This window comes from Campylobacter sp. MIT 21-1684, assembly GCF_026241315.1.
GTDB lineage: Bacteria > Campylobacterota > Campylobacteria > Campylobacterales > Campylobacteraceae > Campylobacter_D.
On record NZ_JAPHNA010000022.1, the window covers coordinates 1 to 23509 of the forward strand.

Annotated in this window: 23 protein-coding genes; 19 read left to right on the forward strand and 4 right to left on the reverse strand. The window is 32.9% G+C overall.

The annotated features are described in order from the left end of the window. Positions 1-84: 84 nt before the first annotated feature. From pseI to OQH62_RS07645, 19 genes are all read left to right on the forward strand, one after another. Positions 85-1116 carry a pseudaminic acid synthase gene (pseI, locus tag OQH62_RS07555; protein WP_266015880.1) on the forward strand — a complete coding sequence of 344 codons (1032 nt, stop codon included), beginning with the start codon at positions 85-87 and terminating at the stop codon, positions 1114-1116. Between the two features lie 107 nt (positions 1117-1223). Then, the gene (locus OQH62_RS07560; protein ID WP_266015881.1) at positions 1224-3191 is read left to right on the forward strand and encodes a motility associated factor glycosyltransferase family protein; all 1968 of its coding nucleotides are present in this window, start codon (positions 1224-1226) and stop codon (positions 3189-3191) included. After that, positions 3172-4143, forward strand: coding sequence for an SDR family NAD(P)-dependent oxidoreductase (locus OQH62_RS07565; protein ID WP_266015882.1), 972 nt, complete (start codon positions 3172-3174; stop codon positions 4141-4143). The genes OQH62_RS07560 and OQH62_RS07565 overlap by 20 nt, the downstream gene beginning before the upstream one ends. Then, positions 4136-5278 carry a LegC family aminotransferase gene (locus OQH62_RS07570; protein WP_266015883.1) on the forward strand — a complete coding sequence of 381 codons (1143 nt, stop codon included), beginning with the start codon at positions 4136-4138 and terminating at the stop codon, positions 5276-5278. The genes OQH62_RS07565 and OQH62_RS07570 overlap by 8 nt, the downstream gene beginning before the upstream one ends. 65 nt (positions 5279-5343) lie before the next feature. Further along, positions 5344-6066, forward strand: coding sequence for a class I SAM-dependent methyltransferase (locus OQH62_RS07575; RefSeq protein WP_266015884.1), 723 nt, complete (start codon positions 5344-5346; stop codon positions 6064-6066). Further along, entirely contained in the window at positions 6059-6754 is a 696-nt protein-coding gene (locus tag OQH62_RS07580; RefSeq protein WP_266015885.1) for a class I SAM-dependent methyltransferase, read from the forward strand. Before OQH62_RS07575 ends, OQH62_RS07580 begins: the two co-directional genes overlap by 8 nt. A gap of 20 nt (positions 6755-6774) precedes the next feature. Continuing rightward, entirely contained in the window at positions 6775-7977 is a 1203-nt protein-coding gene (locus OQH62_RS07585) for a hypothetical protein (RefSeq protein WP_266015886.1), read from the forward strand. After that, positions 7868-8989: an N-acetyl sugar amidotransferase gene (locus OQH62_RS07590; protein WP_266015887.1), complete on the forward strand. Its 1122-nt coding sequence runs from the start codon at positions 7868-7870 to the stop codon at positions 8987-8989. The genes OQH62_RS07585 and OQH62_RS07590 overlap by 110 nt, the downstream gene beginning before the upstream one ends. A 74-nt stretch (positions 8990-9063) precedes the next feature. Next, a complete protein-coding gene (locus tag OQH62_RS07595; protein WP_266015888.1) occupies positions 9064-9342 on the forward strand; it encodes a methyltransferase in 279 nt (92 codons plus the stop codon). Continuing rightward, a complete protein-coding gene (locus OQH62_RS07600) occupies positions 9305-9751 on the forward strand; it encodes a methyltransferase (protein ID WP_266015889.1) in 447 nt (148 codons plus the stop codon). The genes OQH62_RS07595 and OQH62_RS07600 overlap by 38 nt, the downstream gene beginning before the upstream one ends. 11 nt (positions 9752-9762) lie before the next feature. Further along, positions 9763-10767, forward strand: a complete 1005-nt coding sequence (gene neuB, locus OQH62_RS07605; protein ID WP_266015890.1) for an N-acetylneuraminate synthase — start codon at positions 9763-9765, stop codon at positions 10765-10767. Between the two features lie 169 nt (positions 10768-10936). Then, on the forward strand, positions 10937-12142 hold the full coding sequence (gene neuC, locus OQH62_RS07610) for a UDP-N-acetylglucosamine 2-epimerase (RefSeq protein WP_266015891.1): 1206 nt from the start codon (positions 10937-10939) through the stop codon (positions 12140-12142). After that, positions 12129-13160, forward strand: coding sequence for a nucleotidyltransferase family protein (locus OQH62_RS07615; RefSeq protein WP_266015892.1), 1032 nt, complete (start codon positions 12129-12131; stop codon positions 13158-13160). The genes neuC and OQH62_RS07615 overlap by 14 nt, the downstream gene beginning before the upstream one ends. Then, a complete protein-coding gene (locus OQH62_RS07620; RefSeq protein WP_266015893.1) occupies positions 13157-14077 on the forward strand; it encodes a Gfo/Idh/MocA family protein in 921 nt (306 codons plus the stop codon). The genes OQH62_RS07615 and OQH62_RS07620 overlap by 4 nt, the downstream gene beginning before the upstream one ends. Next, a complete protein-coding gene (locus OQH62_RS07625; protein ID WP_266015894.1) occupies positions 14070-14777 on the forward strand; it encodes an acylneuraminate cytidylyltransferase family protein in 708 nt (235 codons plus the stop codon). The genes OQH62_RS07620 and OQH62_RS07625 overlap by 8 nt, the downstream gene beginning before the upstream one ends. Beyond that, positions 14777-15547, forward strand: coding sequence for an oxidoreductase (locus OQH62_RS07630; RefSeq protein WP_266015895.1), 771 nt, complete (start codon positions 14777-14779; stop codon positions 15545-15547). Before OQH62_RS07625 ends, OQH62_RS07630 begins: the two co-directional genes overlap by 1 nt. Then, on the forward strand, positions 15544-17358 hold the full coding sequence (locus OQH62_RS07635; protein ID WP_266015896.1) for a 6-hydroxymethylpterin diphosphokinase MptE-like protein: 1815 nt from the start codon (positions 15544-15546) through the stop codon (positions 17356-17358). Before OQH62_RS07630 ends, OQH62_RS07635 begins: the two co-directional genes overlap by 4 nt. A gap of 71 nt (positions 17359-17429) precedes the next feature. Next, positions 17430-19295: a motility associated factor glycosyltransferase family protein gene (locus tag OQH62_RS07640; RefSeq protein WP_266015897.1), complete on the forward strand. Its 1866-nt coding sequence runs from the start codon at positions 17430-17432 to the stop codon at positions 19293-19295. Continuing rightward, entirely contained in the window at positions 19273-21162 is a 1890-nt protein-coding gene (locus tag OQH62_RS07645) for a motility associated factor glycosyltransferase family protein (RefSeq protein WP_266015898.1), read from the forward strand. The genes OQH62_RS07640 and OQH62_RS07645 overlap by 23 nt, the downstream gene beginning before the upstream one ends. A 20-nt stretch (positions 21163-21182) precedes the next feature. Here the strand turns inward: OQH62_RS07645 and OQH62_RS07650 are convergent, their stop codons facing one another. The 4 genes from OQH62_RS07650 to OQH62_RS07665 form a co-directional block, all read right to left on the reverse strand. Further along, the gene (locus OQH62_RS07650; protein WP_266015899.1) at positions 21183-21515 is read right to left on the reverse strand and encodes a hypothetical protein; all 333 of its coding nucleotides are present in this window, start codon (positions 21513-21515) and stop codon (positions 21183-21185) included. Between the two features lie 75 nt (positions 21516-21590). After that, entirely contained in the window at positions 21591-21791 is a 201-nt protein-coding gene (locus tag OQH62_RS07655; RefSeq protein WP_266015900.1) for a hypothetical protein, read from the reverse strand. Positions 21792-21840: 49 nt separating this feature from the next. After that, the gene (locus OQH62_RS07660; protein ID WP_266015901.1) at positions 21841-22089 is read right to left on the reverse strand and encodes a hypothetical protein; all 249 of its coding nucleotides are present in this window, start codon (positions 22087-22089) and stop codon (positions 21841-21843) included. A 126-nt stretch (positions 22090-22215) separates the two neighbouring features. After that, positions 22216-23509 (reverse strand): flagellin (locus OQH62_RS07665; protein ID WP_266015902.1); only part of this gene is annotated, 1294 nt, incomplete at its 5' end.

Sequence of the window (23509 nt, forward strand, 5' to 3'; positions counted from 1 at the left end):
TATTGTTGCGCCTATCTTTTTATAAAAACTCATTGTTTTGTTAAAAAAGTCGATATAATACTTTTTAATTTTAAGAAGGAAAAAATGCGCATAGGAAATTTTGATACAGCTGAAAAAGTTTTAATTATAGCTGAACTAAGTACAAATCACGGCGGAAGTTTAGATACGGCTTTAAAAACAATAAAAGCAGCAAAAAAAGCTGGTGCTGATGCGATTAAACTTCAAACCTACACTCCTGAAAGCCTCACTCTTGATTGTGATAATGATGATTTTATCATTAAAGATGGACCTTGGAAGGGCAGAAAATTTTTTGAATTGTATGAAAATGGAAAAACTCCTTATGAATGGCATTCTCAACTTTTCGAAGTAGCACAAGATGAAGGTTTGCTCTGTTTTTCAAGTCCTTTTGCAAAAAAAGATGTAGAATTCTTGCGTAGATTTGATCCCCCTGCTTATAAAATAGCTTCTTTTGAAGCAAATGATGAAAATTTTGTGCGCTTTATAGCAAAAGAAAAGAAACCTACTTTAGTTTCCACAGGTATTGTCGATGAAGAAGAATTGCAAAGAATTATCGCCATTTTTCAAGAAGAAAAGAATACTCAACTCATTTTATTAAAATGCACTTCAGCCTACCCTGCTCTGTTAAGTGATATGAATTTACAGGCTTTAACCACCTTACAAGATACCTTTAAGGTAGAAGTAGGTTTAAGCGACCATAGTCTTGGTACTTTAGCTTGTACTATGGCAGTAGCTTTAGGTGCAAGGGTAATAGAAAAGCATTTTATACTAGATAAAAGTATTCAAAGTGAAGATAAAGCCTTTAGTCTTGACTTTACAGAATTTCAAACTTTAGTTCAAACTATAAGAGAGGCTGAGAGTGCTTTAGGTACAGGCTCACTTGCTTTAGATGATAAGACTCGGAAAAACCGTATTTTTGCAAGAAGTTTATATGTCAGCAAATCGCTTAAAAAAGGTGAATGCTTTAGTCAGGATTCTATACAATCTGTACGTCCAAATTATGGACTTCATCCTAAATTTTTACAAAAGATACTTGGCAAAAAAGCAAGTAAAGATTTAGAATTTGGTATGGCTTTAAAAGAAGGGGATTTTATATAAACACAGAGTTTATAAATCATAGAATCTGAATAAAATGAACACTGCTGTCTTACAAAGTAATAACAATTTTAAACAAAAACTATAAATTAGAATCTACGGAGGAAGTAATGAATTTTAATGCAATGCAAAAGGATATTTTTGAAAAAAATCTCAACTCTTTAAAAGACTTAAAATTAAAAGAAGTTTTTTTGCAAATACAAGATACGAAATTTGAACTCCTTTTAGGACAAGATAGTTTAGATATAAATCTTAAAAATACGAATGGGGGGGGGTGCTTGTATAAAAACACATTAAAGGAGCTTGATTGCTTGCTTGCAAAGTACAATGAAAACTATCCTTTATATCCTGTATTGTATTTTTATGGCTTTGGCAATGGCATATTATTTAAAGCTCTTTTGCAAAATCAAAACCATAAACACTTCATCGTTTTTGAAAATGACCTAGAAATACCTTGGCTTATCTTTCATCTTCTTGATTTTTCAACAGAACTTCAAAACGATAGACTTATATTGCTTAATACAAATACACTCACACAAGAACATTTTCATATTCTTTGTCATAGCACTTTAAGTTTTCAATTTTCAAGATTGTATTTTTTAGAACTTACAAGCGATTACTATGAACAGTTTAAAGATGATGTACTACAAGTGAATAAAAACCTCATAGAAAATTTTAAAGAGGCTATTTCACATAATGGAAATGACCCTCTTGATTCCCTACAAGGTATAGAACAATTTGTATTTAATCTTCCCATTATGATAACAAATCCTTGCTACGAAGACCTTATACACAAAAGAAAAAATTTAAGCCAAACCGCCATTATAGTATCAACAGGACCCTCACTTACAAAACAACTTCCGCTGTTGAAAAAGTATGCAAAAAAAGCTCTTATCATTTGTGCTGATAGTGCTTATAGCATACTTGCAAAAAACAATATCGCACCTGATTATGTATGTATGCTTGAAAGAGCAGAACTTACAGCTGAATTTTTTAACCACGATTTTGGAGATTTTGATAAAGACATAACTTTTATTTGTGCAACTTTTATCCATCCAAATGCCATCAAGTACCTACAAGAAAAAAAAAGAAAAATCATTCTTACTATGAAGCCTTTAAATTTTGCTCTCTATTGCGGACTAAAAAATAAATTTGGTTTTGGTACTCAAGGATACAGCGTGGCTCATATGAACTATGTATTAGCGGCAAATTTAGGATGTAAAAATATTATCCTTATAGGGCAGGATTTAGCTTATGCAGACAATGGAGATTCTCATCCAAGTGATTATCAAAATAAAGCAAACTATGAAACAGATATTTATAAACACACCCAAGTACTAGCTTATGGTGGCAAAGGGCTTGTAAAAACACATATAATTTGGCTCTTATTTAAAACTTATTTTGAAACTCTCATAACAAAACATTCATACATTAAAACTTATAATGCTACAGAGGGTGGATTGCGAATCGAAGGTACTATTGAAAAACCTTTTGAAGAACTTTGCAACACTCTCCTTGTGCAAGATATATCAAAACCTTTTGCTCAAATCAACCCTTTAGACAAAGAAAAACAAAATGAATTCTTACTGAAAGCTTATGCAAGAATTTACAAATCTATATTTCATTGTGAAGAATTAGAACTTATTTTTACAAAAGAATATAACGAATTCAACAGCTTGTATTCAGAACTTTCTCATTTAGAACTCGATAAAGCATTAGACGCTGCTAATACCTTAATAGAAAGAATAGATACATTGAAAACACAATTTGAAAATTTTAAAAATATGCAAGATATATATGAAATTTTTCAACCTTTTTTAACTCAATTTGAACTCAATCTAGCTAAAATTTTTGTTTTAGTACCAAAAACACCTGAATATGCTTTTAACAAATCCTCACTTTGGATAAAAGAACATCTTAATTTTATTCAAATGGCATATGCTCATATCAACGCCCAGAAAAAAGCTTTGCTTAAAAATATTAATCCACTTGAAAATGAACTTCAAGCAAGAAAATTAGACAAATACAAACAGAAAATTCAAACAAAAAAGGCAAACGATGAAACATATTCTCATTAGTGGTGCTGATGGCTTTATAGGCTCTCATCTTTGTGAAATGCTTTTGCAAAAAGGCTATAAAATAAGAGCCTTAAGCTATTACAACTCTTTTAACTTTTGGGGAAATCTTGAACAAAGCCCTTTTTTAAAAGACATAGAAGTTATAAGTGCTGATATACGCGATAGCTTTCTTTGTGAAAAAATAACTCGCGGGATTGATGTTATTTTTCATCTTGCTGCTTTAATCGCCATTCCTTATTCTTATCAAGCCCCGCAAAGCTATGTAGATACCAATATAAAAGGTACTTTAAATATGCTTCAAGCTGCACTAAAAAACGGGGTAAGTAAATTTATACATACTTCTACAAGTGAAGTCTATGGTTCTGCTTGTTATGTGCCCATTGATGAAAAGCACCCTCTTCAACCTCAAAGCCCCTATTCTGCAAGCAAAATTGCAGCCGATATGATGGCACTAAGCTACTATCATTCTTTTGAACTCCCTCTCATCATCGCCCGTCCTTTTAATACTTATGGACCAAGACAAAGCGCAAGAGCGATTATCCCTACTATTATTACACAAATTTTAAGTGGGGCAAAGGAGTTAAAACTTGGAGATTTAAGCCCTACAAGGGATTTTAACTTTGTACTTGACACTTGTGAAGCACTATGTGCTTTTTTAGAACTTGAGGAATATGGTGAGGTCTTTAATATAGGCAGTGGCAATGAAATTTCAATACTTGAGCTTGTTTCACTACTCCAAAAACTTCTTGGTACTACTATAACAATCACCCAAGACAAAGCAAGAATTCGTCCAAAAAACAGCGAGGTTTTAAGACTGTGTTGTGATAGCTCAAAACTGCAAAAATACAGCTTATGGCAAAGTAAATTTAGCCTTGAAGAAGGATTGCAAAGAAGTATTGAATACTGCAAAGAAAATTTACACAGATACAAAAGTGAGCTTTATAATGTTTGAAAAAGAAATCGCTTTCATCAAAGAGCTTTTTATTCAAAAAAAAGAAATTCCTCTGCACGAGCCTTGCTTTCAAGGCAAAGAAAAACAATATGTCAATGAATGCCTTGAAAGTGGCTTTGTTTCAAGTATAGGAGCATTTGTGAGTCGTCTTGAAAAGGATTTGCAAGAATTTACAGGAAGCAAATTTGCAGTAGCCACAAATTCCGGTACTTCAGCTTTGCATTTAGCTTTACTTGCAAATGGCATAGACAAAGAATGTGAGGTTATTACTCAAAGCCTTAGTTTTGTTGCAACAGCCAATGCCATAGCCTACACAGGGGCAAATCCTATTTTTTTAGATGTTGATACAAAAACCCTTAGTCTTAGCCCCGAGGCTTTACAAAATTTTCTCGAAAAAGAAAGTTTTACAAATGGAGGAAAAACTTTCAATAAAACAACAAAAAAGCACATTAAGGCTTGTATTATAATGCATACTTTTGGTTTGAGTGCAGAGCTTACAACGCTTAGTGAGCTTTGCCAAAAATACAATATCATTGTAATAGAAGATGCAGCCGAAGCCTTAGGAAGTTTTTATCATAATAAAGCCTTAGGTACCTTTGGCAAGTGCGGAATTCTAAGTTTTAATGGCAATAAAATCATCACAGGAGGTTGTGGCGGTGCGCTTTTGAGTGATGATGAGACAATAGCTACTTTTGCAAGACATTTAAGCACCACAGCAAAACTTCCTCACCCCTATGAATACGAACACGATTATATAGCTTATAACTACCGCTTAAGCAATATTAATGCTGCTATCATTGTTGCTGGGCTTGAAAATATAACATTTTTTTTAGCAAAAAAAAGGGAACTTGCACAGCTGTATAAAAATTTTTTTGCAGAAAATGAATTTTGCACTTTTGTTGATGAGGCTGAAAATACAAAGAGCAATTTTTGGCTCAACACTCTTATTTTTAAAGAACACAAATTGAGAGAACTTTTCATTAAAGAATGTTATGAAAATTCAATCCTTGTACGTCCTGTATGGAAAAGTTTGCCAAGTCTTAAAATGTACCAACAATGCCAAAAAGATACACTTGCAAATACAAAAATTTTAGAACAAACCCTACTTTCTTTACCAAGTAGTGTAAGAATGTAAAAATCAAAAGAAAACACAAGCTTTATTTCTCTATAATTTGATTTTTAAAAAGGAAAAGGAAAAAAATGAAAAAATATATTAGCAATGCAGAAGTATCGGACAATACCGGCTCAAATTCTGAAATTTGGGAACACATTTTTGCAAACAAAGAATGGGGAAAGTACCCAAGTGAATCTTTTATTCGTTTTATTGCACGTAATTTTTACAATAGTCCTCAAAGAGCAGATGTTCATATCCTTGAATTAGGACTTGGTACAGGGGCGAATTTATGGTTTTGCGCACGAGAGGGTTTTAGTGTCAGTGGGATAGAATGGAGTACAACAGGAGTTGAAAGATTCAAAGAAAGAATGCACAATGAAAATTTACAAAATCATATTAAAGAACTTAAGATAGGAGATTATTTAGAAAAACTTGATGAATTTAAAGATGAGAGTTTTGATGCTTGGTGTGATGGATATTCTTTAGCATACAATGACTTTGAAAAAACAAAAACTATCATAGAAAAAGCTATAAAAAAACTTAAAATTGGCGGGAAATTCCTTTCTATCACCCCGAGTCTCAACAATTACGGCTTTGTTAGCGATAAAAGCTTAGGGTATCACTCTTGCAAACCAACTCAAGGAAGTGATGCTTTTACAGGTGTTATTCGCTACTGCGATACTGACGATATTAAACAGCTCTATGAGGGAAAAAATTATAAAATCACAAGTGTAAAAATCACTATTTCAAAAGATTTAGAACAAACACTCAACGAGCTTTATATCATAGAAGGAGAAAGATATGAATGAAAGCGCCCTTTGGGAACACATTTTTGCAAACAAAGAATGGGGAAAGTACCCAAGTGAATCTTTTATTCGTTTTATTGCACGTAATTTTTACAATAGTCCTCAAAGAGCAGATGTTCATATCCTTGAATTAGGACTTGGTACAGGGGCGAATTTATGGTTTTGCGCACGAGAGGGTTTTAGTGTCAGTGGGATAGAATGGAGTACAACAGGAGTTGAAAGATTCAAAGAAAGAATGCACAATGAAAATTTACAAAATCATATTAAAGAACTTAAGATAGGAGATTATTTAGAAAAACTTGATGAATTTAAAGATGAGAGTTTTGATGCCATAGTTGATGTATGCTCCTTAGCTTGTAATGACTTGCTAAAAACTCAAAATATTTTTAGCAAGGCTATAAAAAAACTTAAAATTGGCGGGAAATTCTACTCAAGTACCATTGCTGCTGGAATTTATGGTTATGATGAAAGCAAAGGATTGTGGCAAGAACCTAAAAATGGAATTTATACGAATGTAGGATTCTTGCGCTTTTGCACAGAACAAAGCCTTGATGAAGTCTATAAGGACCCGGATTTCAAACGTACTAATTTAAGCATTGTTAGTGTTGAAAGCGAAGGCAAAATTTTAGACAAGCTTTTCATAGTTGAAGGAATAAAGCAAGAACCAGTTAAACTCTGGGGGGGGGGATAAGTCGCTATGAGGCGTGGAAAATGAGTAAAATTAGCCTTGAAACTTTCTTTCAAACTCACAATAAACCTCAAATGAGTTTTGAAAACGACATTTATTTTAAGCCCGAATATGCAAAATTATATGGTGAAGTTTTCGACTTTAATTTCCAAAAAGATGATTTAAAACTTAAAACCATAGGCATTAAAAGTCCCATTCCAAACTCGCAAGTTTATGACCTTCAAAGTCCTTATGGATACAGCGGATTTTTTTGCAATACCAACAACCAAGCCTTTCTAAAAGAAGCATTACAAGCTTTAAAAGAAAAGGCTTTAAAAGAAAGAATTATCGCTTTTTTTATTCGTTTTCACCCTTTTAATGAATGCGATTTTAGCCAATACTTGCATTTTTATGCTAAAGAAAGAAAAATAGTTTTAGTTCCTACACAAGATAGTATTGAGAAAATACGAGAAAAATACAGCCCTCGTATAAAATCTTATGTGAAAAAAGCAAGAAAGGAACTACAAATAGAATTTTGCAAAAACAATGAAGCTTTAAACTTCAAAAGCCTTTACTATGCTACTATGCAAAGAAATAAAGCAGATACATTTTATTTCTTTGATGAGGAGTATTTTCAAAAGCTTTTTAAGTTCAAAGAGAGCGTTGTGTTAAAAGCGAGTTTAAATGGAGAAACTTTAGCTTTTGCCTCTTTCTTTTTATGCAAAGATTTTTCGTACTATCACTTAAGTGGTAATACTTTAAAATCAAATGCAAATTCCGCACTTTTGGACTTTTTTTACGAATATGCCCATAAGAATGGTTCAAAGTTTTGCATCTTAGGAGGTGGGCTTAGGGATAATGACACTCTCTTTGACTTTAAACAAAAATTTTCTGTTTTAAGCACGAATTTTTCTATAGGTGGAATGGTGTATGATGAAACAGAATTTGCAAGACTTTGTCAAAACCATACAAACAATCGTTTCTTAAAATACCGCTTAACAGGGGGGGGGGGATTAGTATTTTTCATTTTAGATACGAATATTTTAATTATTTACATCAAAAAAGTACCCAATTTTCATCAAAACATACTTCTAAACAGAATTCAACAAATAAAAATCTTCACAAAAAAGGAAAAAAATGATTTATTGCGATTATTGTGTTATGCCAAATACGCGTCCGGGAATTTTATTCTCAAAAGACAAGAATGGGAAAAATATTTGTCAAGCTTGTGTAAATCACAAAAATAAAGACAAAATTGATTACAAAGCAAGATTTAAAGAACTTGAACAACTTTGCGACACACACAGGAAAAGAAATGGCACATTCGAATATGACTGCGCTATCGCTGTAAGCGGCGGCAAGGATTCGCATTTTCAAGTACATATTATGAAAGAGAAACTTGGAATGAATCCTGTGCTTTTCAGTGTTGAGGATAATTTTACTCTAACAGAAGCTGGAAAGAAAAATTTACAAAACCTAAGCGAAACTTTTAAATGCCATATTATCAGTCTCAAACCTGATTTAAAAACACAAAAGAAAGTAATGGTAAAAAGTTTTGAAAAATACGGTAAGCCAACTTGGTTTATCGACAGACTTATTTACAGCTATCCTTTTGCTATGGCTTTAAAATTTAACACTCCCTTACTTGTTTATGGCGAAAATGTAAGTTATGAGTATGGGGGGGGGGATTGCAAAGAAACCCCTAGTGCTAAAGAGATTTTCTTAAACGGCGTAGCAAGTGATTTAGATTTAAATGAATTTGTTGATGATGAAATTTCCCTCCAAGACTTACAACTTTTCTTTAACCCTGCTAAAGATGATATAGAAAAACTTGATCCTATCTATCTAAGCTACTATGTCAAATGGAATTCATATGCAAATTATATTTTTGCTAAAAACCGCGGTTTTACAGATTTGCAAGATGAATGGAAGAGGAGTCATTGTGCTGAAAATTTTGACCAAATAGACACAATAGGGTATATCCTTCACGCTTGGATGAAATATCCAAAATTTGGACACGCAATGGCAAGCGATTATGCTTCTAGGTTTGTTCGTTATGGACTTTTAAGCAGAGAACAAGCAATTACTATCGTCAAAGAAAAAGACCACAAGCTTGATAACAAATGTGTGGAAGATTTTTGTCGCCTTACAGGAATGAGTAAAGAAAAATTTTGGGCTATTATAGAGAAACACTATAATACAGACCTTTTTTACAAAAATGAATTTGGAGAATTTAAACTCAAAAATGAATTAAGCTAAAAAATTGCAATGGAATGAAAGCTGTAATTTCAGTTGTCAAAATTTCTAAAACAAACATTAAAAAAAGGAAAAAAATGAATAATTCGTTACAAGCTTATACAGACAAATACAAGAAAGGTTATGGACTGCTCTATCCAGATGGACATATCATTCGCTTTTATGAAAGAATTATAAAATACAAATTGGGTATTTGTAGTGGTAATATACTTGATTTTGGTTGTGGCAATGGAGTACATTCTGCCTATTTTCAGAGCAAAGGTTTTAAACCTTTTGGCATAGACATAGTACCAAGCGTCAAAACACTTTGGGAAAAAAATGTTAGTCAAACGGGGGGGGGGATATGGCAAATGTGAGATTATAAAACCAAATTCAAGTTTTAAAGACTTATTTAGTGAAAAAATGCGAATAATACTTGCAAACCAAAGCCTTTACTACCTTCCACACAATTCATTTCAACAGACTATTAATGAATTCTATGAGCTTTTAGAAAAAGGTGGAATACTTTTTGCTACTATGATGAGCGAAAGAAATTACCATTTTGCTTTCAGTAGCGAACAAAACAATGATACTTATATGAGAAAAGTACAAATCAAAGCAAGACTTTGTGAAGAGAGCTTTATCCATTTTATCAAAGAAGCCAAAGAGCTTACAAGTCTTTTTAAACCTTTTACAACTTTGTATCTTGGAGAATACGATTTGTTTTCTTTGTATGATTTTGAAGGCAGTGCTCATCATTATATTTATATAGGTATAAAAAAATAAAGGTTTAAAGTATGAAAAAAACTTTAATCATAGCAGAAGCAGGAGTAAATCACAACGGCGACATCAATAAAGCAAAAAAACTTATTGAAGTAGCAGCCCAGTGTGGGGCTGACTTTGTCAAATTTCAAACCTTTAAAGCAGAGCTTTGTGTGAGTAAAAAAGCTAAAAAAGCAAAATACCAACTTGAAACAACAGAGAAGAAAGAAAGTCAGTTTGAGATGATTAAAAAACTTGAGCTTGATGAAAAAGCGCATAAAAGCCTTATCAAGCACGCTCAAAAATGCAATATAGCTTTTCTTTCAACCCCTTTTGATCTTGAAAGTATAGATTTACTTCATAGTTTAGGATTAAAACTCTTTAAAATTCCAAGCGGAGAAATCACCAACTTACCTTATCTTGAAAAGATTGCAAAACTGAAGAAAAAAATCATACTTTCAACAGGAATGGCAAATTTAGCTGAAATTGAAGCAGCTTTAAATGTCTTGTATGAAAATGGTATGAAAACAAAAGATATTACTCTTTTACACTGCACTACTCAATACCCAGCTCCTATCAACGAAGTTAATCTCAAAGCTTTGCATACTTTAAAAGCCGCTTTTAAACTTCAAATTGGTTATTCTGATCATACCCAAGGTATCAATATAGCTTTAGCTGCTGTGGCTATGGGTGCAAGGGTGATTGAAAAGCATTTTACTCTAGACAAAACTCTGCAAGGACCAGATCATAGAGCAAGTTTAGAGCCTTATGAACTCAAAGCACTCTGTGAAGGTATAAGAGAACTAGAACTTGCTTTTGGTAATGGCATTAAAAAAGCAAGTAAAAGTGAGAAAAAAAACATTTTCATAGCAAGAAAAAGTCTTGTCGCAAGAAAAGATATTCAAAAAGGCGAATATTTTACTCCTCAAAACCTCACAACAAAAAGAGCTGGAAAAGGAATTAGTCCTATGCGCTATAAAGAATTCTTGGGCAAAAAAGCAAACAAAAATTACAAAGAAGATGAACCTTTAAGCGAATAAACTTCTACACTCAGTAAGAAGTTACAATTTTTATCTTATAATCATACAAAGGACTTTAATGCTAAAGAATCATCAAAATATAACTTTTATAAAAAAACTTATCCCAAATAGTTTTACTAGAAAATGTAAAACCTAAACCACTCTAAAAAATATACAAGGAAATAAAACAATGATTCAAAAACCTTTTTACTCCTCAAAGAAAAACAGGAGAAAAATTATGGTTTGCACTGCTACAAGGGCTGAATGGTATTTGCTTGAAAAACTCTGTGAGGAAATTCAAAAAGACAAAGACTTAGAACTTCAACTCATTGTTACAGGGGCACACTTAAGCCCTGAATTTGGACTCACTTACAGAGAAATTGAAAAAAAAATTTCCATCACAAAAAAAATTCCTATTCTTCTTGCAAGTGATGATAAAATCAGTCTTTGCAAGACTATGGGTTTGGCTTTTCATAGTTTTAGCGAATGCGTAGAAGAACTCCAACCTGATATTGTCGTAATTCTAGGCGATAGATATGAAATGCTTGCCCTTGCTACTGTGTGTCTTTTATTTCATATCCCAATAGCTCATCTGTGTGGAGGAGAACTTACTTTAGGTGCTATTGATGATAGCATACGACACAGCATTACTAAGATGTCGCATTTGCATTTTGTAAGCACTCAAACCCACAAACAAAGACTTATACAACTTGGCGAACAAGAAGAACATATTTTTATTGTAGGCTCACTTGCCGCTCCTCTCATTCAAACAATGAAATTCTTAAGCAAAAAAGAATTAGAAAAAGAATTGCAAATGCAGTTAAAAGAAAATATTTATCTTATCACCTACCATCCTGTAACCTTAGAACAAGAAAGCAAAAAAGATCTTGAGCTTTTGCTACAGCATTTAAACACTCTTAAAAACGCTAGTTTAATTTTTACAAAAGCAAACGCTGATGAAAATGGAATCTTCATCAATACTCTTTTTGCAGACTTTTGCACAAGGCATAAAACAAAAGCAAAACTCTTTGAGAATTTAGGCTCACAAAAATATCTTAGCCTTATGAAAATCGCAAAAGCAGTTATAGGCAATTCCTCTAGCGGAATTTTAGAAACACCTTTTTTTAAAACTCCTTGTATCAATATAGGCATAAGGCAAAAAGGAAGAATTCGCTCCCAAAACATCATAGATACAAATATTACTAATTTACCACAAGCCTTTAAAACACTTCAAAGCCCTGAATTTCAAGAAAAAGCGTCTGCTTGTTCCAATCCTTTTGCAAGCAATACAAGCAATCCTAATGCTTTTATTAAAACTTGCTTAAAAAAAGCAAATTTGGCTACAATTTTACACAAAGAATTTATTGATATTAAGGGTATAGATGGATATAAATAAACTCAAACTCACTCCAAATTCAAGCATTAAGGAAGCTTTAAAAATTATAGGAAGTGAAAGGGTAAGACTTGGAATTGTTGTTGATTCAAAATCAAAACTGCTAGGGGTTTTGTCTGATTCTAATATAAGAAAAGCTCTTATTAATGGAAAGAATTTGCAAAGCAGTATTGAGGGTATTTATACAAGAAATCCTGTTACAATCAAAGAAAATACAAAGAAAGAAGAACTTTTAAAACTTTCAGCAAAGAATGATATTTATGATTTTCCTGTACTGAATGAAAAAAATGAAGTCATAGCTATAAAATCCATCTCCTCACTCCTAAGCCCCATAAAACATCCAAATCGTATCATCTTAATAGCTGGCGGCTTAGGAACAAGATTAAAAGAACTCACAAAAGACACGCCAAAACCTATGTTAAAAGTCGGAAAAAAACCTATTTTGGAGAGCATAGTGCAGAATTTTGCCAAACAGAATTTTGACAATTTTATTTTTTGCGTGAATTATAAGAAACAAATCATAGAGCAGTATTTTAAAAAAGGGCAGGAATTTGGAGTACAAATTCGCTACATTAAAGAGCGAAAAAAACTTGGCACAGCTGGAGCTTTAAGTCTTATTAAAGAAAATTTCAAAGAAAGTTTTATAGTAATGAATGCTGACATCTTAACAGAACTTGATTTTAGCGAACTCCTCAATGCACACAAAAAATCAAAAGCTTTAATGACAGTATGCATACGCGAATACGAACAACAAATTCCTTACGGTGTTATCACTAAAAAACAAGCTTTTATTGATACCATAGAAGAAAAACCTATACAAAAATTCTTAGTAAGTGCTGGGATTTATGTTTGCCAACCTGAAATTTTAAAGCTTTTAAAAACAAATGAATACCTTGATATGCCCCAACTCATACAAAAAGTTCTACAACAGGGAAAAGTCAATACTTATATGATTAAAAACTATTGGATTGACATAGGAAGAATGGAGGAATTTCAAAGAGCCAATGAGGAATTTAAATGAAAGTCTTAATTATAGGTTTTGGAAGCATAGCTAAGAAACACTGCATTGCCTTACAAAGAATGGGCATTGAGGTGGCAGTAGTATCAAAAAGTATTACTCAAGCAGAACTTCAAGAATATAGCATCAATCTTTTCTACCGTTTGCTTGAAGAAGTGCCTTTAGATCAATTTGAATTCTTTATCATTGCAAATATAACAAGCTCTCATTATGATACTCTTAAAGAACTTGATAAAAAAATACAAGGCAAAACCATACTTGTAGAAAAGCCTTTATTTGAAAAAACTTTGCGTTTTCAAAGTACTCACAATGATATTTTTATAGCCTATTTATTAAGATTTAATCCCATCATCACAGCACTTAAAGAGCTTCTTGCCACAGAAAAATTGTATTTTGCAAATTTACTTTGCAACTCCTATTTACCGACTTGGAGACAAAGTGATTACACTCATTCTTACAGCGCAAAAAAAGAGCTAGGTGGTGGCGTTTTGCTTGATTTATCTCACGAGCTTGACTTAGCCTTTTTTCTTTTTGGGGATTTGCGTCTTGATTTTGCACAGCAAGAAAAAATTTCAGAACTTCAAATCAATAGCGATGATTTTGTTTTTATAGCTCTATCGCATAAAACCTCTAATACCTTCAAAGTACATATACAGCTTGACTATTTTTCAAAATTCTCACAAAGATATATTAATATACACACCACAGAAAAAAGTTTTAAAGCTGATTTACTTTTAAATGAGATCCAAATTTACACTAAAGAAGGAAAAAAAGAAATTATACCCTTTGAAAGTGATACAATTACAACATTGCAAAAAATGCACGAAAAACTTTTGCAAAAAGATGAAAAACTCTGTACGCTTAAAGAGGCTTTGAATGTACTCAAACTTTGCGATGAAATAAGGGAAAGATATGGCTAATGTTTTATGCACCATTTGCGCTAGAGGCGGAAGTAAAGGTCTGGCAAATAAAAATATCAAAAAAATCAATGGACTTGAATGTATCGCATACAGCATTATTCAAGCACAAAATTCTGGTCTTTTTGAGCACATCGTCATTAGTACTGATAGCGATGAGATTGCTAAAGTTGCTCTCAATTATGGAGCTGAAGTGTTTTTCAAACGAGATGAAGCTCTTGCAAGTGATAGCGCAGCTAAAATCCTTGCCATACGCGACTGCCTTCTAAAAAGTGAGGAATATTTTCACAAACATTTTGAAAATATCATAGATTTAGACGCAAGTGCCCCACTTCGATCAAGTACTGATATACAAAAGGCTTATGAGCTGTTTGAAAAAGAAAAGAAAGAAAATCTTATTACCGCAACTCCTGCAAGACGCAATCCTTATTTTAACTTAGTTGAAATAAAGGACAATTCTGTCGAACTTTGTAAGAAAAAACAAGCTGATACCCGTCAAGAATCCCCAAAATGCTACGATATGAATGCAAGTATTTATATTTTCAAACGTCAAAGACTCTTAGAGAGTGATGATTTTTTTGGAAAGCAAACAAGTCTTTATGTAATGGACGAATCAACAGCTTTTGATATAGACAGCGAATTTGACTTTGAACTTGTTGAATTTTTAATCACAAAGAAAAACTTAGCTCCAAAGGATTTTTAATGCTTGAGGGAAAACACATTTTCATAGCAGGAGCTTGTGGTCGTATAGGACGGGTGCTTTGCAAAAAAATACTTGCTAATAAAGGCATACCTATAATGGCTGATAAAAACTTACAAGCCTTGAAGCTTTTACAAGATGAACTTGAAAAACAAAGTCAAAAAAAGCTTTTAGCCTTAGAACTTGACATCACTTCAAAACAAAGCATAACACAAGCCATAGAAAAAGCAAGTTTAGAATATACCCATCTTGATTCTTTTGTCAATACAAGCTATCCGGTAGGAAAAAATTGGGAACAAACAGCCTATTATGAATTTGAATACGAACAGCTTTGTGAAAACTTATCAGTGCATTTGGGAGGTTTTATTTTTATCGCTGCGCAATTTGTGAAATTTTTTAAGCAACAAGGGTATGGTAACATCGTCAATTTAAGCTCAATTATGGGTGTTTATGCTCCCAAATTTGAAAACTATAAAAACACTACTATGCAAAGCTCACTTGAATACAGCGTGATAAAAGCCGGAATCAATCATCTTGGTGTGTGGCTTGCAAAAGAACTTTTTAATACAAATATCAGAATCAACACATTAGCAAGCGGAGGGATTTTAGACGCACAGCCTCAAAACTTCTTAGAAGCTTACCGCAAATGCTGTGCAAGTAAAGGTATGCTTGAAGCTGATGATATTTGTGGTACTTTAATCTTTTTGCTAAGTGATGAGAGTAAAATGATCACTGGACAAACTTTTATAGTTGATGATGGGTGGGGTTTGTGAATTTTGAAAACAATCTTCAAGCTTTAAATGATACAAACAAAGCCCAATTTTTAAAACAATTTAAACATAGTAACAGCTTTGAACTCATACAAAATGAACAAGGACTTAATTACAGATACCAAAATGGCGCAAAACTCTACGAAAATCCAAATGATGAACTTTTACAATACCTTGATAACTATGAAAAACACTATAAATACTATCCAACTCTTTTTTTTTATGGTTTTGGTTCTGGTTTGTTATATAAAACTTTACTTGAGAAAGAACATATTAAACACCTTGTCGTTTTCGAAGAACATTTAGAACTCCTCGCTTTAGCCTTTCACCTTTTTGATTTTAGCACTTGGCTTCTTAGTAAAAAACTCATCATACTTACAGACTGCACGCAGAGTACTTTTGAAAAGCTTTTTTCAGTTGAGCTTATACAAAAAAGTGTGAGGATTTATACCTTGCAAATTCACAGCACTTTTTATGAAAAAAGCACTCTTTTACAAGAATTTCACAAGAAAATGATTCAAAATATACAATTTCTTGTCCTAAGCAAGGGTAATGATCCAAAAGATTCACTTATTGGTATAGAAAATACTTTAGGAAATCTTGACACTATGCTTGATACCCTACCTTTTAAACAATTTATTGCACGACAAAGATTTCAAAATCCAACAGCCATCATCGTTTCAACAGGTCCCTCACTGACAAAACAGCTTACAACTTTAAAAGAAGTACAAGAAAAGGCAGTTATTTTTTGTGCTGATAGTGCTTATAGCATACTTGCAAAGAATGGTATTGTGCCTGATTATGTGCTCTCTATAGAGAGACTTGCTTTAAGCTCTGAATTCTTTTGCAAAGATTATGGCAATACAAAAACCTTTTTTATTCTTTCCTCTCTTACTCATAAAAATTCAAGGATATACCTAAAACAGCAAAAAAAACAATTTCTACTTGTTTTACGACCTTTTTATTTTGAAAGCAAACTTGATCTTGATGATTTTGGCTACCTTGGTGTTGGGGCAAGTGTTGCAAATATGGCTTATGAACTCGCTGCAGCCTTAAGACATAAGAACATTATTTTCATAGGACAGGATTTAGCTTACAGCAAAGAAGGGCTTTCACACAGCAAGGAATATGAAAATTTAGCCTTGCATAAAGGAGATTTTGAGCGCGATTATGAGAATTTTCGAACTCTTGGCTATGGGGGAGGACATTTCGTGCAAAGCTCTTTAGTTTGGAATTTATTTCGTGAGGGTTTGCAAAGAGATATTTTTTTAGCAAAAGAAAAACTTCATATCACAACATATAATTGCACAGAAGGTGGCGCAAGGATAGAAGGTACAATAGAAAAACCTTTTAAAAAAATTTGTAAAGAAATTCTCAATAAAAAGAAAAACATTGTAAGAGAGGATTTTCACTGCAAAGATAAAGAAGTTTTTAAAAAAAGAGTTATGCAAAAACTTCAGAATATGTTTTCACAAGCCAAAACTTTTCTCATAGAATTTACTCACATACTAGAACAAACCACACAAGAACTCTCAAAACACAAACCAGATACTAAAGCTTTGCAGCACTATGAAAAACAGCTTGACACTCTAAGTACCTCTCTTTATCATCACAATTTTTATACTGAAGTTTTTACTGCTCTGTGCTTTCATTTTGAGTGTCAAAGCATTAAACTTGAAGCTTTAAATACAAATATTTTCGAAACTCTAACAGAAAAAATACGCTACTATAAAGAAATTCAAAGTGCCCTTAAAGCACAAAATGAAATCATAGAAAATTTTTTAAGGACAGAAAATGGACAAAGAACTTTTTAAAAAGAATCTTAAGGCTCTTGATAATAAAGAGCTAAAAGAAAAACTCAAACAAATAAAAAAGGCGAAAAGATATGAATTGCGATTTGGACAGGATTCTTTGGATATTAACTTTAAAGACAAACTTACAAAGAGTTTTCTCTACTCTAGGGGGGGGGGAATTGAGTCAAATGCAAAATTCTCTCCATTTGATACAAGAAAAATATCCCTTGCACCCAATTTTATATTTTTATGGCTTTGGCAATGGAATCCTCTACAAAGCCTTATTACAAAATAAAAATCTCAACCATTGTGTTATTTTAGAACAAGAACTTGAGATACTCTATCTGTCTTTTCATCTCTTAGACTTTTCAAAAGAGCTTGAAAGCAAAAGAATGATAATCCTCTATACAGAAAGTTTAAATGAAACAGAACTTTCAAATTTCTACAATGAAACTACTGCTTTTTTCGTTTTTTGTCGCACCTTTGTTTTAGAAATTCACTCTCAATACTACCAAGATCATTTTAGTCAAAATATTCTTGCAACAACACAACTTCTTACAAAGTCTATCGCAAATGCTGTAATATCAAGAGGTAATGACCCGCTTGATGCTTTAGAAGGGATAGAAAATTATGTGCATAATCTTACAAAAATGATTACAAATCCCGCTTTTAAAGAACTCATACGACTAAGAAAGGCTAAAGCTAAGACAGCCATCATCGTTTCAACAGGTCCCTCACTGACAAAACAGCTTACAACTTTAAAAGAAGTACAAGAAAAGGCAGTTATTTTTTGTGCTGATAGTGCTTATAGCATACTTGCAAAGAATGGTATTGTGCCTGATTATGTTTGTATGGTCGAAAGAAGTGAGATAACAGCCGAATTTTTTCATCACGATTTTGGCAGGGATTTTGATAAAAACATCATCTTTCTTTGCACTTCACTCATAGATAAAAAAGCCATTGAATATCTCGAAAAATACGAAAGAAAGTACATACTTGTGCAAAAATTGCTTGGCTTTAATATTTATTGCGACTTAAAACATTTTAGTTATTTTGATAAAATCGCAAGTGTAGCCCATCTGTGTTTGGTAAGTGCTATGGCTTTGGATTTTGAAAATATTATTTTTATAGGACAGGATTTAGCTTTTGGAGATACCGGAGATTCTCACCCAAAGGAATATCAATACAAAGCTGACTATGAGAGTTACGATGAAAAATTTGAAATTCAAGCATATAAAGGGCAAGGTACAGTTTTAACTCATAGAGTGTGGAGAATGTTTCTTATGATTTTTAATTTGATTATAAGCGAATCAGCAGCTTATAAAGGAAATATTTACAATGCCACAGAAGGAGGCGTGCGGATAGAAACTATGCAAGAAAAACCCTTTAAAGAGCTCTGCGAAAAATTATTAAACGAAACAAAACCTGTTTTTGAAATTCCAGCAACCCTTCATACCCATAAACAAAACGAATTCCTTTTCAAAGCGTATGCCAAAGTTTTACATAGCATTAAAGAATGTCATACTTTAAGCCAAAAATTCCAAAAAGATTTGCAAAGACTTCAAGCAAAAAAAAATTTTACAGAAGAACAAGCATTCAAAGAACTTATACAAGAACTTGAAGAAGTTAAAAATGAGATAAAAGCACTTGAAAAATCGCTGCATTTATATGAAATACTTTCTCCTTTTATGATACAATTTGAACTCAATTTAGCACGAATTTATGTTTTTTCTCCTAAAAATAGCCAAGAAGCTTTAGAAAAAAAGGTGACGTGGATTGATGAACATTTTTCTTATATCGATATGGCAATCAAACACTGCAAAGCTCAAGAATTAGCTCTAAGAAAAAATATACTTGTGCTTGAAAAGGAATTACAACAACGTGGATTTAAGAAACAAATCATACAAATAAAAAGAAAAGTTCTAAAGGAAGAAAATGAAGAGTTCGCCACTTTTTGAAAAAAATTTAAATGCTCTCAAAATGCCATTATATGTATCTTTGCTAAGTAAGCTTAAAAGAATGAAAGAGAGTAAGAAATTTGAACCCTTGCTTGATTTAGACCCTTTAAATCTGAATATTTTAGAAATGAAAACCAAAAAAAAACTTTATAAAAATCCCCTAGAAGAACTTGAAAACTTTTTAGCACACATTAATCAAAATTTCATTACACACCCTGTCTTGTTTTTTTATGGAGTAGGAAATGGGTATTTGTATAAAATTTTATTACAAAATAAAAATTTTAAAAGAATTATTGTTTTTGAAAAAGAACTTGAACTTCTCTTTTTGGCTTTAAACTTAGCAGATTTTACCCAAGAACTCTTAAGTGGTCGCTTGGTTTTACTTCTAAGTGCTGAATTTAGCCCTTCACTTTCAAATGTTATCTTTAAATCAAACGAATTAAAACTGCTTTTACGCTCATATTATTTGCATTTACACTGCGATTTTTACGCAAGATACCACAAAGATATACTAAGAATTAACACAATAAATAAAAACAGCATCATCACCTCTTCACTCCATCAAGGCAACGACCCAAAAGATGCTTTACAAGGTATAGCACAATTTACCGAAAATTTGCCAAAAATGCTAATACGTCCAAGTTTTGATGAACTCCTTACAAAACGCAAAGGCAAAGTACAAACTGCCATCATCGTTTCAACAGGTCCCTCACTAACAAAACAACTGCCTTTGCTCAAAAAATATTCTAAAAAAGCTAGTATTTTCTGTCTTGATGCAAGTTATCCTATCTTAGCAAAACATAAGATTAAACCTGATTATGTTTTAAGTCTTGAAAGAATTCGTGCAACTTCTGATTTTTTTGACAATGACTTTGGTTCATTTGATGATGATATTTTATTTATTTTGCTTACTTTAACCCATCCTGCAAGTTTAGAATTTTTAGAAAGAAATAAAAGAAAATATATGCTCGTACCTCGTTCTTTACCTTTTTCTGTTGATGTACGTCCTAAAGGTTTTGGAGAACTTAGCGGAATGAGCGTGGCTCATATGTCTTTTCAACTTGCGATGTATTTAGAACACAAAAATATCATTCTCATAGGACAGGATTTAGCTTTTAGTCAAGACGGCACATCTCATTCAAAAGGCTATTCGCGAGGAGAAGAAAAAAGCATTCAAAATTTACCGAGAACGAAACTTAAAGCTTATGGAGGAAAAGGTTTTGTACAAACAACTGAAATCTGGAAACTTTTTAAAGAAATTTTTGACAATCTTGTACAATCTGCTCCAAAAGACATCAAAATTTACAATGCCACAGAAGGTGGTGCAAGGATAGAAGGGACGATAGAAAAACCTTTTAAAGAACTATGCCAAAACTTACTCACTAAGGAAGTAAAAAAACCCCTTACAAAACTTAAAGCTTATCCAAAAAGAAAACAAAACGAACTAATGCTATATTCCTATAAAAAAATTAAAACACATATTCGACAAAGTGAAACTATCATTAAAGAATGTAAAAAAGTAGGAAAACAAATCTCTACTCTCACTCAAGCTAATAAACAAAAATATTCCCTTGATACTATTTTTCATAGTATAGATAAACTCAAAGACAGATTAGGCACTTCAAAATATAATTTTCTTAATGAAATTCTAGGACCTTCTGTTTTTCATAATGAAAACTCTTTTGCTCCTTTATTTCTGCAAAATGTAGAAAATGAGAGTGAAAAACAAAACAAACTTGTAGCGTGGATTTATTCAAGTGAAGCTTTGATTGATGAAATTCACAATCTTGTTCTCTTGCAAAATGAAACCCTTAAAAAAACCATAGTACCTTTACGAGATCTTCTAGAAAAACGAGGAGTAATTTAATTTTACTTTATAGTACCAAGTTAGTTGTAGTCAACATCCATAACTGCCATAGCACCTTTTAAAGTGGTAACTCCGGCTGTTTGAACTGAACCTATATTATCTTTTGCTTCTGTGCCTCTTTGTATTCCAAGTACAGCTGTTAGGGCTACACTTAAACCACCAGCAGCAATATTTGAAATTCGAATTTTAAGATCACCTCTGACAGTTGAAAGAGTGTTAAGAGTAGTACTATATACAAAAGAGAATTTCAAAGCTGATAAAGAAGCAGAAATACCTGTAAAACCTTTGGTATTTAAACTTAGGGTAGAAATTCGTCCTAAACCAGGACCTATATCTATCATCTGCCCTATCATAGAAACTCTTGAGGTAACAAAAGTACTAAGATTGCTACCACCTGCGTGAACAAGTCTTGTGATATGGCATAGCTGTTAGGCTACACTTAAACCAGCAGCAGCAACAGCTGAATTTCGAATTTTAAGAGTACCATTGACACTTGAAAGTGCGCTCATACCTACACTATATACATTTGAGAATTTCAAAGCTGATAAAGAACCGCGAATACCTGCAAAACCTTTGGTACTTAAACTTAGGGTAGAAATTCGTCCTAAACCAGGACCTATATCTATCATTTGTCCTATCATAGACACTGTTGAAGTAATAAAAGTACTAAGATTGCTATTAGCTCCGTGAACAAGTCTTGTGATATGGCATAGCTGTTAGAGCTACACTTAAACCACCAGCAACAGCTGAATTTCGAATTTTAAGAGCACCATTGACACTTGAAAGAGTACTAAGAGTAGTACTATATACAAAAGAGAATTTCAAAGCTGATAAAGAGTTGCCGATACTAGAAAAACCTTTGGTACTTAAACTTAGGGTAGAAATTCGTCCTAAACCAGGACCTATATCTATCATTTGTCCTATCATAGAAACTCTTGAAGTAATAAAAGTACTAAGATTGCTACCTGCTGAATGAACAAGTCTTGTGATATGGCTTAAACCTGTCCCAGCTAAAGCTGATAAAGCTTCTTAAAGCACTAAGTGCTTTAAGAATTACTGCAACAATCTCAAAACATTTTGTTGTACAGCATTAGCCTGACTCATAGCATAAGAACCTGATTGGGCAAGAATATTTGCTTTAGAAAAGGCTGCACTCTCACTTGCAAAATCCACATCTCTAATAGTAGATTCAGCAGCTTTCACATTTACTTGAGTAACAGTGATATTATTGATTGTAACTTGAAGTTGGTTTTGTACTGAACCGATATCTGCACGAATTTGATCCAAATTCGTTGTAGCAGTTTCAGCAACATCCATAACTGCCATAGCACCTTTTAAAGTGGTAACTCCGGCTGTTTGTTTCACTCCCATTTGCTCTTTTGCCACAACCCCTCTTTGCAAAGAAAGAGCTGAGATAGCCACACTAAAACCGCCGGTAGCTGCTGCTGAATTTCGAATTTTAAGATCTCCATTTACAGTTGAAACAGCACTCAAAGACACACTATATACATTTGAAAACCTCACAGCTGAAAGCACAGTCAAAAGTGCTGAAAAACCTTTTGTGCTTAAACTTAAGGTAGAGAGTTGTCCTAAACCAGGACCTATATCTATCATCTGCCCTATCATAGAAACTCTTGAGGTAACAAAGGTGCTCAAACCACTACCGGCACTATGAACCAAAGTGGTGATATGGCTTAAACCTGTCCCAGCTAAAGCTGATAAAGCAGAAACACCTACTTCTATACTCGCAAGTCTATCAACTGAATTAAAACCTATGGATTCTGCTAAAACTTGTGAAATTTGACCCTTAGTTTCCCTTAAGGAAATAGAATTTTGAGCAACGAGTTTGTCAGAATCAAAACCAAAACCAGTTCCTCCCACGGCTATATCCCTACCATCATTCTTCACCAAAGAAAGACGTCCGTAATTCTCAAACATATTTACAGCTATACCTGCACCAGCACCTATACTACCTGTGATGCTAATACCCCTACCCTCTCTAGAAGTAAGAACAAGATTGCCATTTTGATCTTTAGCTGCTTCAACACCGGTAGTGTCTTTGACGCTATTAATAGCAGCAATCAAAGCTCCATTATCATCATTATTTTTATATGATATTTTGCCAATGATTACACCATTAATCGCGAAAGTATCACTTGTCGTACCTTCTTGTATAGGTTTGCTTCCTATGGTTTGCACATTAAAACTCGCACGAACGCCTGTTTTGTCTGATACTCTGTTAATCTCTTCAGCTAAAGCACCAAGACCTGTGCCTACTGAGGTTGAAATCTTTATCTTAGGAAAATTAAAATCTTCCAAGCCGTTGTAATTCCTCAACACCATCTCC

Bases quoted from the DNA above. Each gene is read 5' to 3' on its own strand.
- pseI (WP_266015880.1), top strand. From the start codon at position 85: ATGCGCATAGGAAATTTTGATACAGCTGAAAAAGTTTTAATTATAGCT.
- OQH62_RS07560 (WP_266015881.1), top strand. From the start codon at position 1,224: ATGAATTTTAATGCAATGCAAAAGGATATTTTTGAAAAAAATCTCAAC.
- OQH62_RS07565 (WP_266015882.1), top strand. From the start codon at position 3,172: ATGAAACATATTCTCATTAGTGGTGCTGATGGCTTTATAGGCTCTCAT.
- OQH62_RS07570 (WP_266015883.1), top strand. From the start codon at position 4,136: ATGTTTGAAAAAGAAATCGCTTTCATCAAAGAGCTTTTTATTCAAAAA.
- OQH62_RS07575 (WP_266015884.1), top strand. From the start codon at position 5,344: ATGAAAAAATATATTAGCAATGCAGAAGTATCGGACAATACCGGCTCA.
- OQH62_RS07580 (WP_266015885.1), top strand. From the start codon at position 6,059: ATGAATGAAAGCGCCCTTTGGGAACACATTTTTGCAAACAAAGAATGG.
- OQH62_RS07585 (WP_266015886.1), top strand. From the start codon at position 6,775: ATGAGTAAAATTAGCCTTGAAACTTTCTTTCAAACTCACAATAAACCT.
- OQH62_RS07590 (WP_266015887.1), top strand. From the start codon at position 7,868: ATGATTTATTGCGATTATTGTGTTATGCCAAATACGCGTCCGGGAATT.
- OQH62_RS07595 (WP_266015888.1), top strand. From the start codon at position 9,064: ATGAATAATTCGTTACAAGCTTATACAGACAAATACAAGAAAGGTTAT.
- OQH62_RS07600 (WP_266015889.1), top strand. From the start codon at position 9,305: ATGTTAGTCAAACGGGGGGGGGGATATGGCAAATGTGAGATTATAAAA.
- neuB (WP_266015890.1), top strand. From the start codon at position 9,763: ATGAAAAAAACTTTAATCATAGCAGAAGCAGGAGTAAATCACAACGGC.
- neuC (WP_266015891.1), top strand. From the start codon at position 10,937: ATGATTCAAAAACCTTTTTACTCCTCAAAGAAAAACAGGAGAAAAATT.
- OQH62_RS07615 (WP_266015892.1), top strand. From the start codon at position 12,129: ATGGATATAAATAAACTCAAACTCACTCCAAATTCAAGCATTAAGGAA.
- OQH62_RS07620 (WP_266015893.1), top strand. From the start codon at position 13,157: ATGAAAGTCTTAATTATAGGTTTTGGAAGCATAGCTAAGAAACACTGC.
- OQH62_RS07625 (WP_266015894.1), top strand. From the start codon at position 14,070: ATGGCTAATGTTTTATGCACCATTTGCGCTAGAGGCGGAAGTAAAGGT.
- OQH62_RS07630 (WP_266015895.1), top strand. From the start codon at position 14,777: ATGCTTGAGGGAAAACACATTTTCATAGCAGGAGCTTGTGGTCGTATA.
- OQH62_RS07640 (WP_266015897.1), top strand. From the start codon at position 17,430: ATGAATTGCGATTTGGACAGGATTCTTTGGATATTAACTTTAAAGACA.
- OQH62_RS07645 (WP_266015898.1), top strand. From the start codon at position 19,273: ATGAAGAGTTCGCCACTTTTTGAAAAAAATTTAAATGCTCTCAAAATG.
- OQH62_RS07650 (WP_266015899.1), bottom strand. From the start codon at position 21,515: ATGATAGGGCAGATGATAGATATAGGTCCTGGTTTAGGACGAATTTCT.
- OQH62_RS07655 (WP_266015900.1), bottom strand. From the start codon at position 21,791: ATGATAGATATAGGTCCTGGTTTAGGACGAATTTCTACCCTAAGTTTA.
- OQH62_RS07660 (WP_266015901.1), bottom strand. From the start codon at position 22,089: ATGATAGGACAAATGATAGATATAGGTCCTGGTTTAGGACGAATTTCT.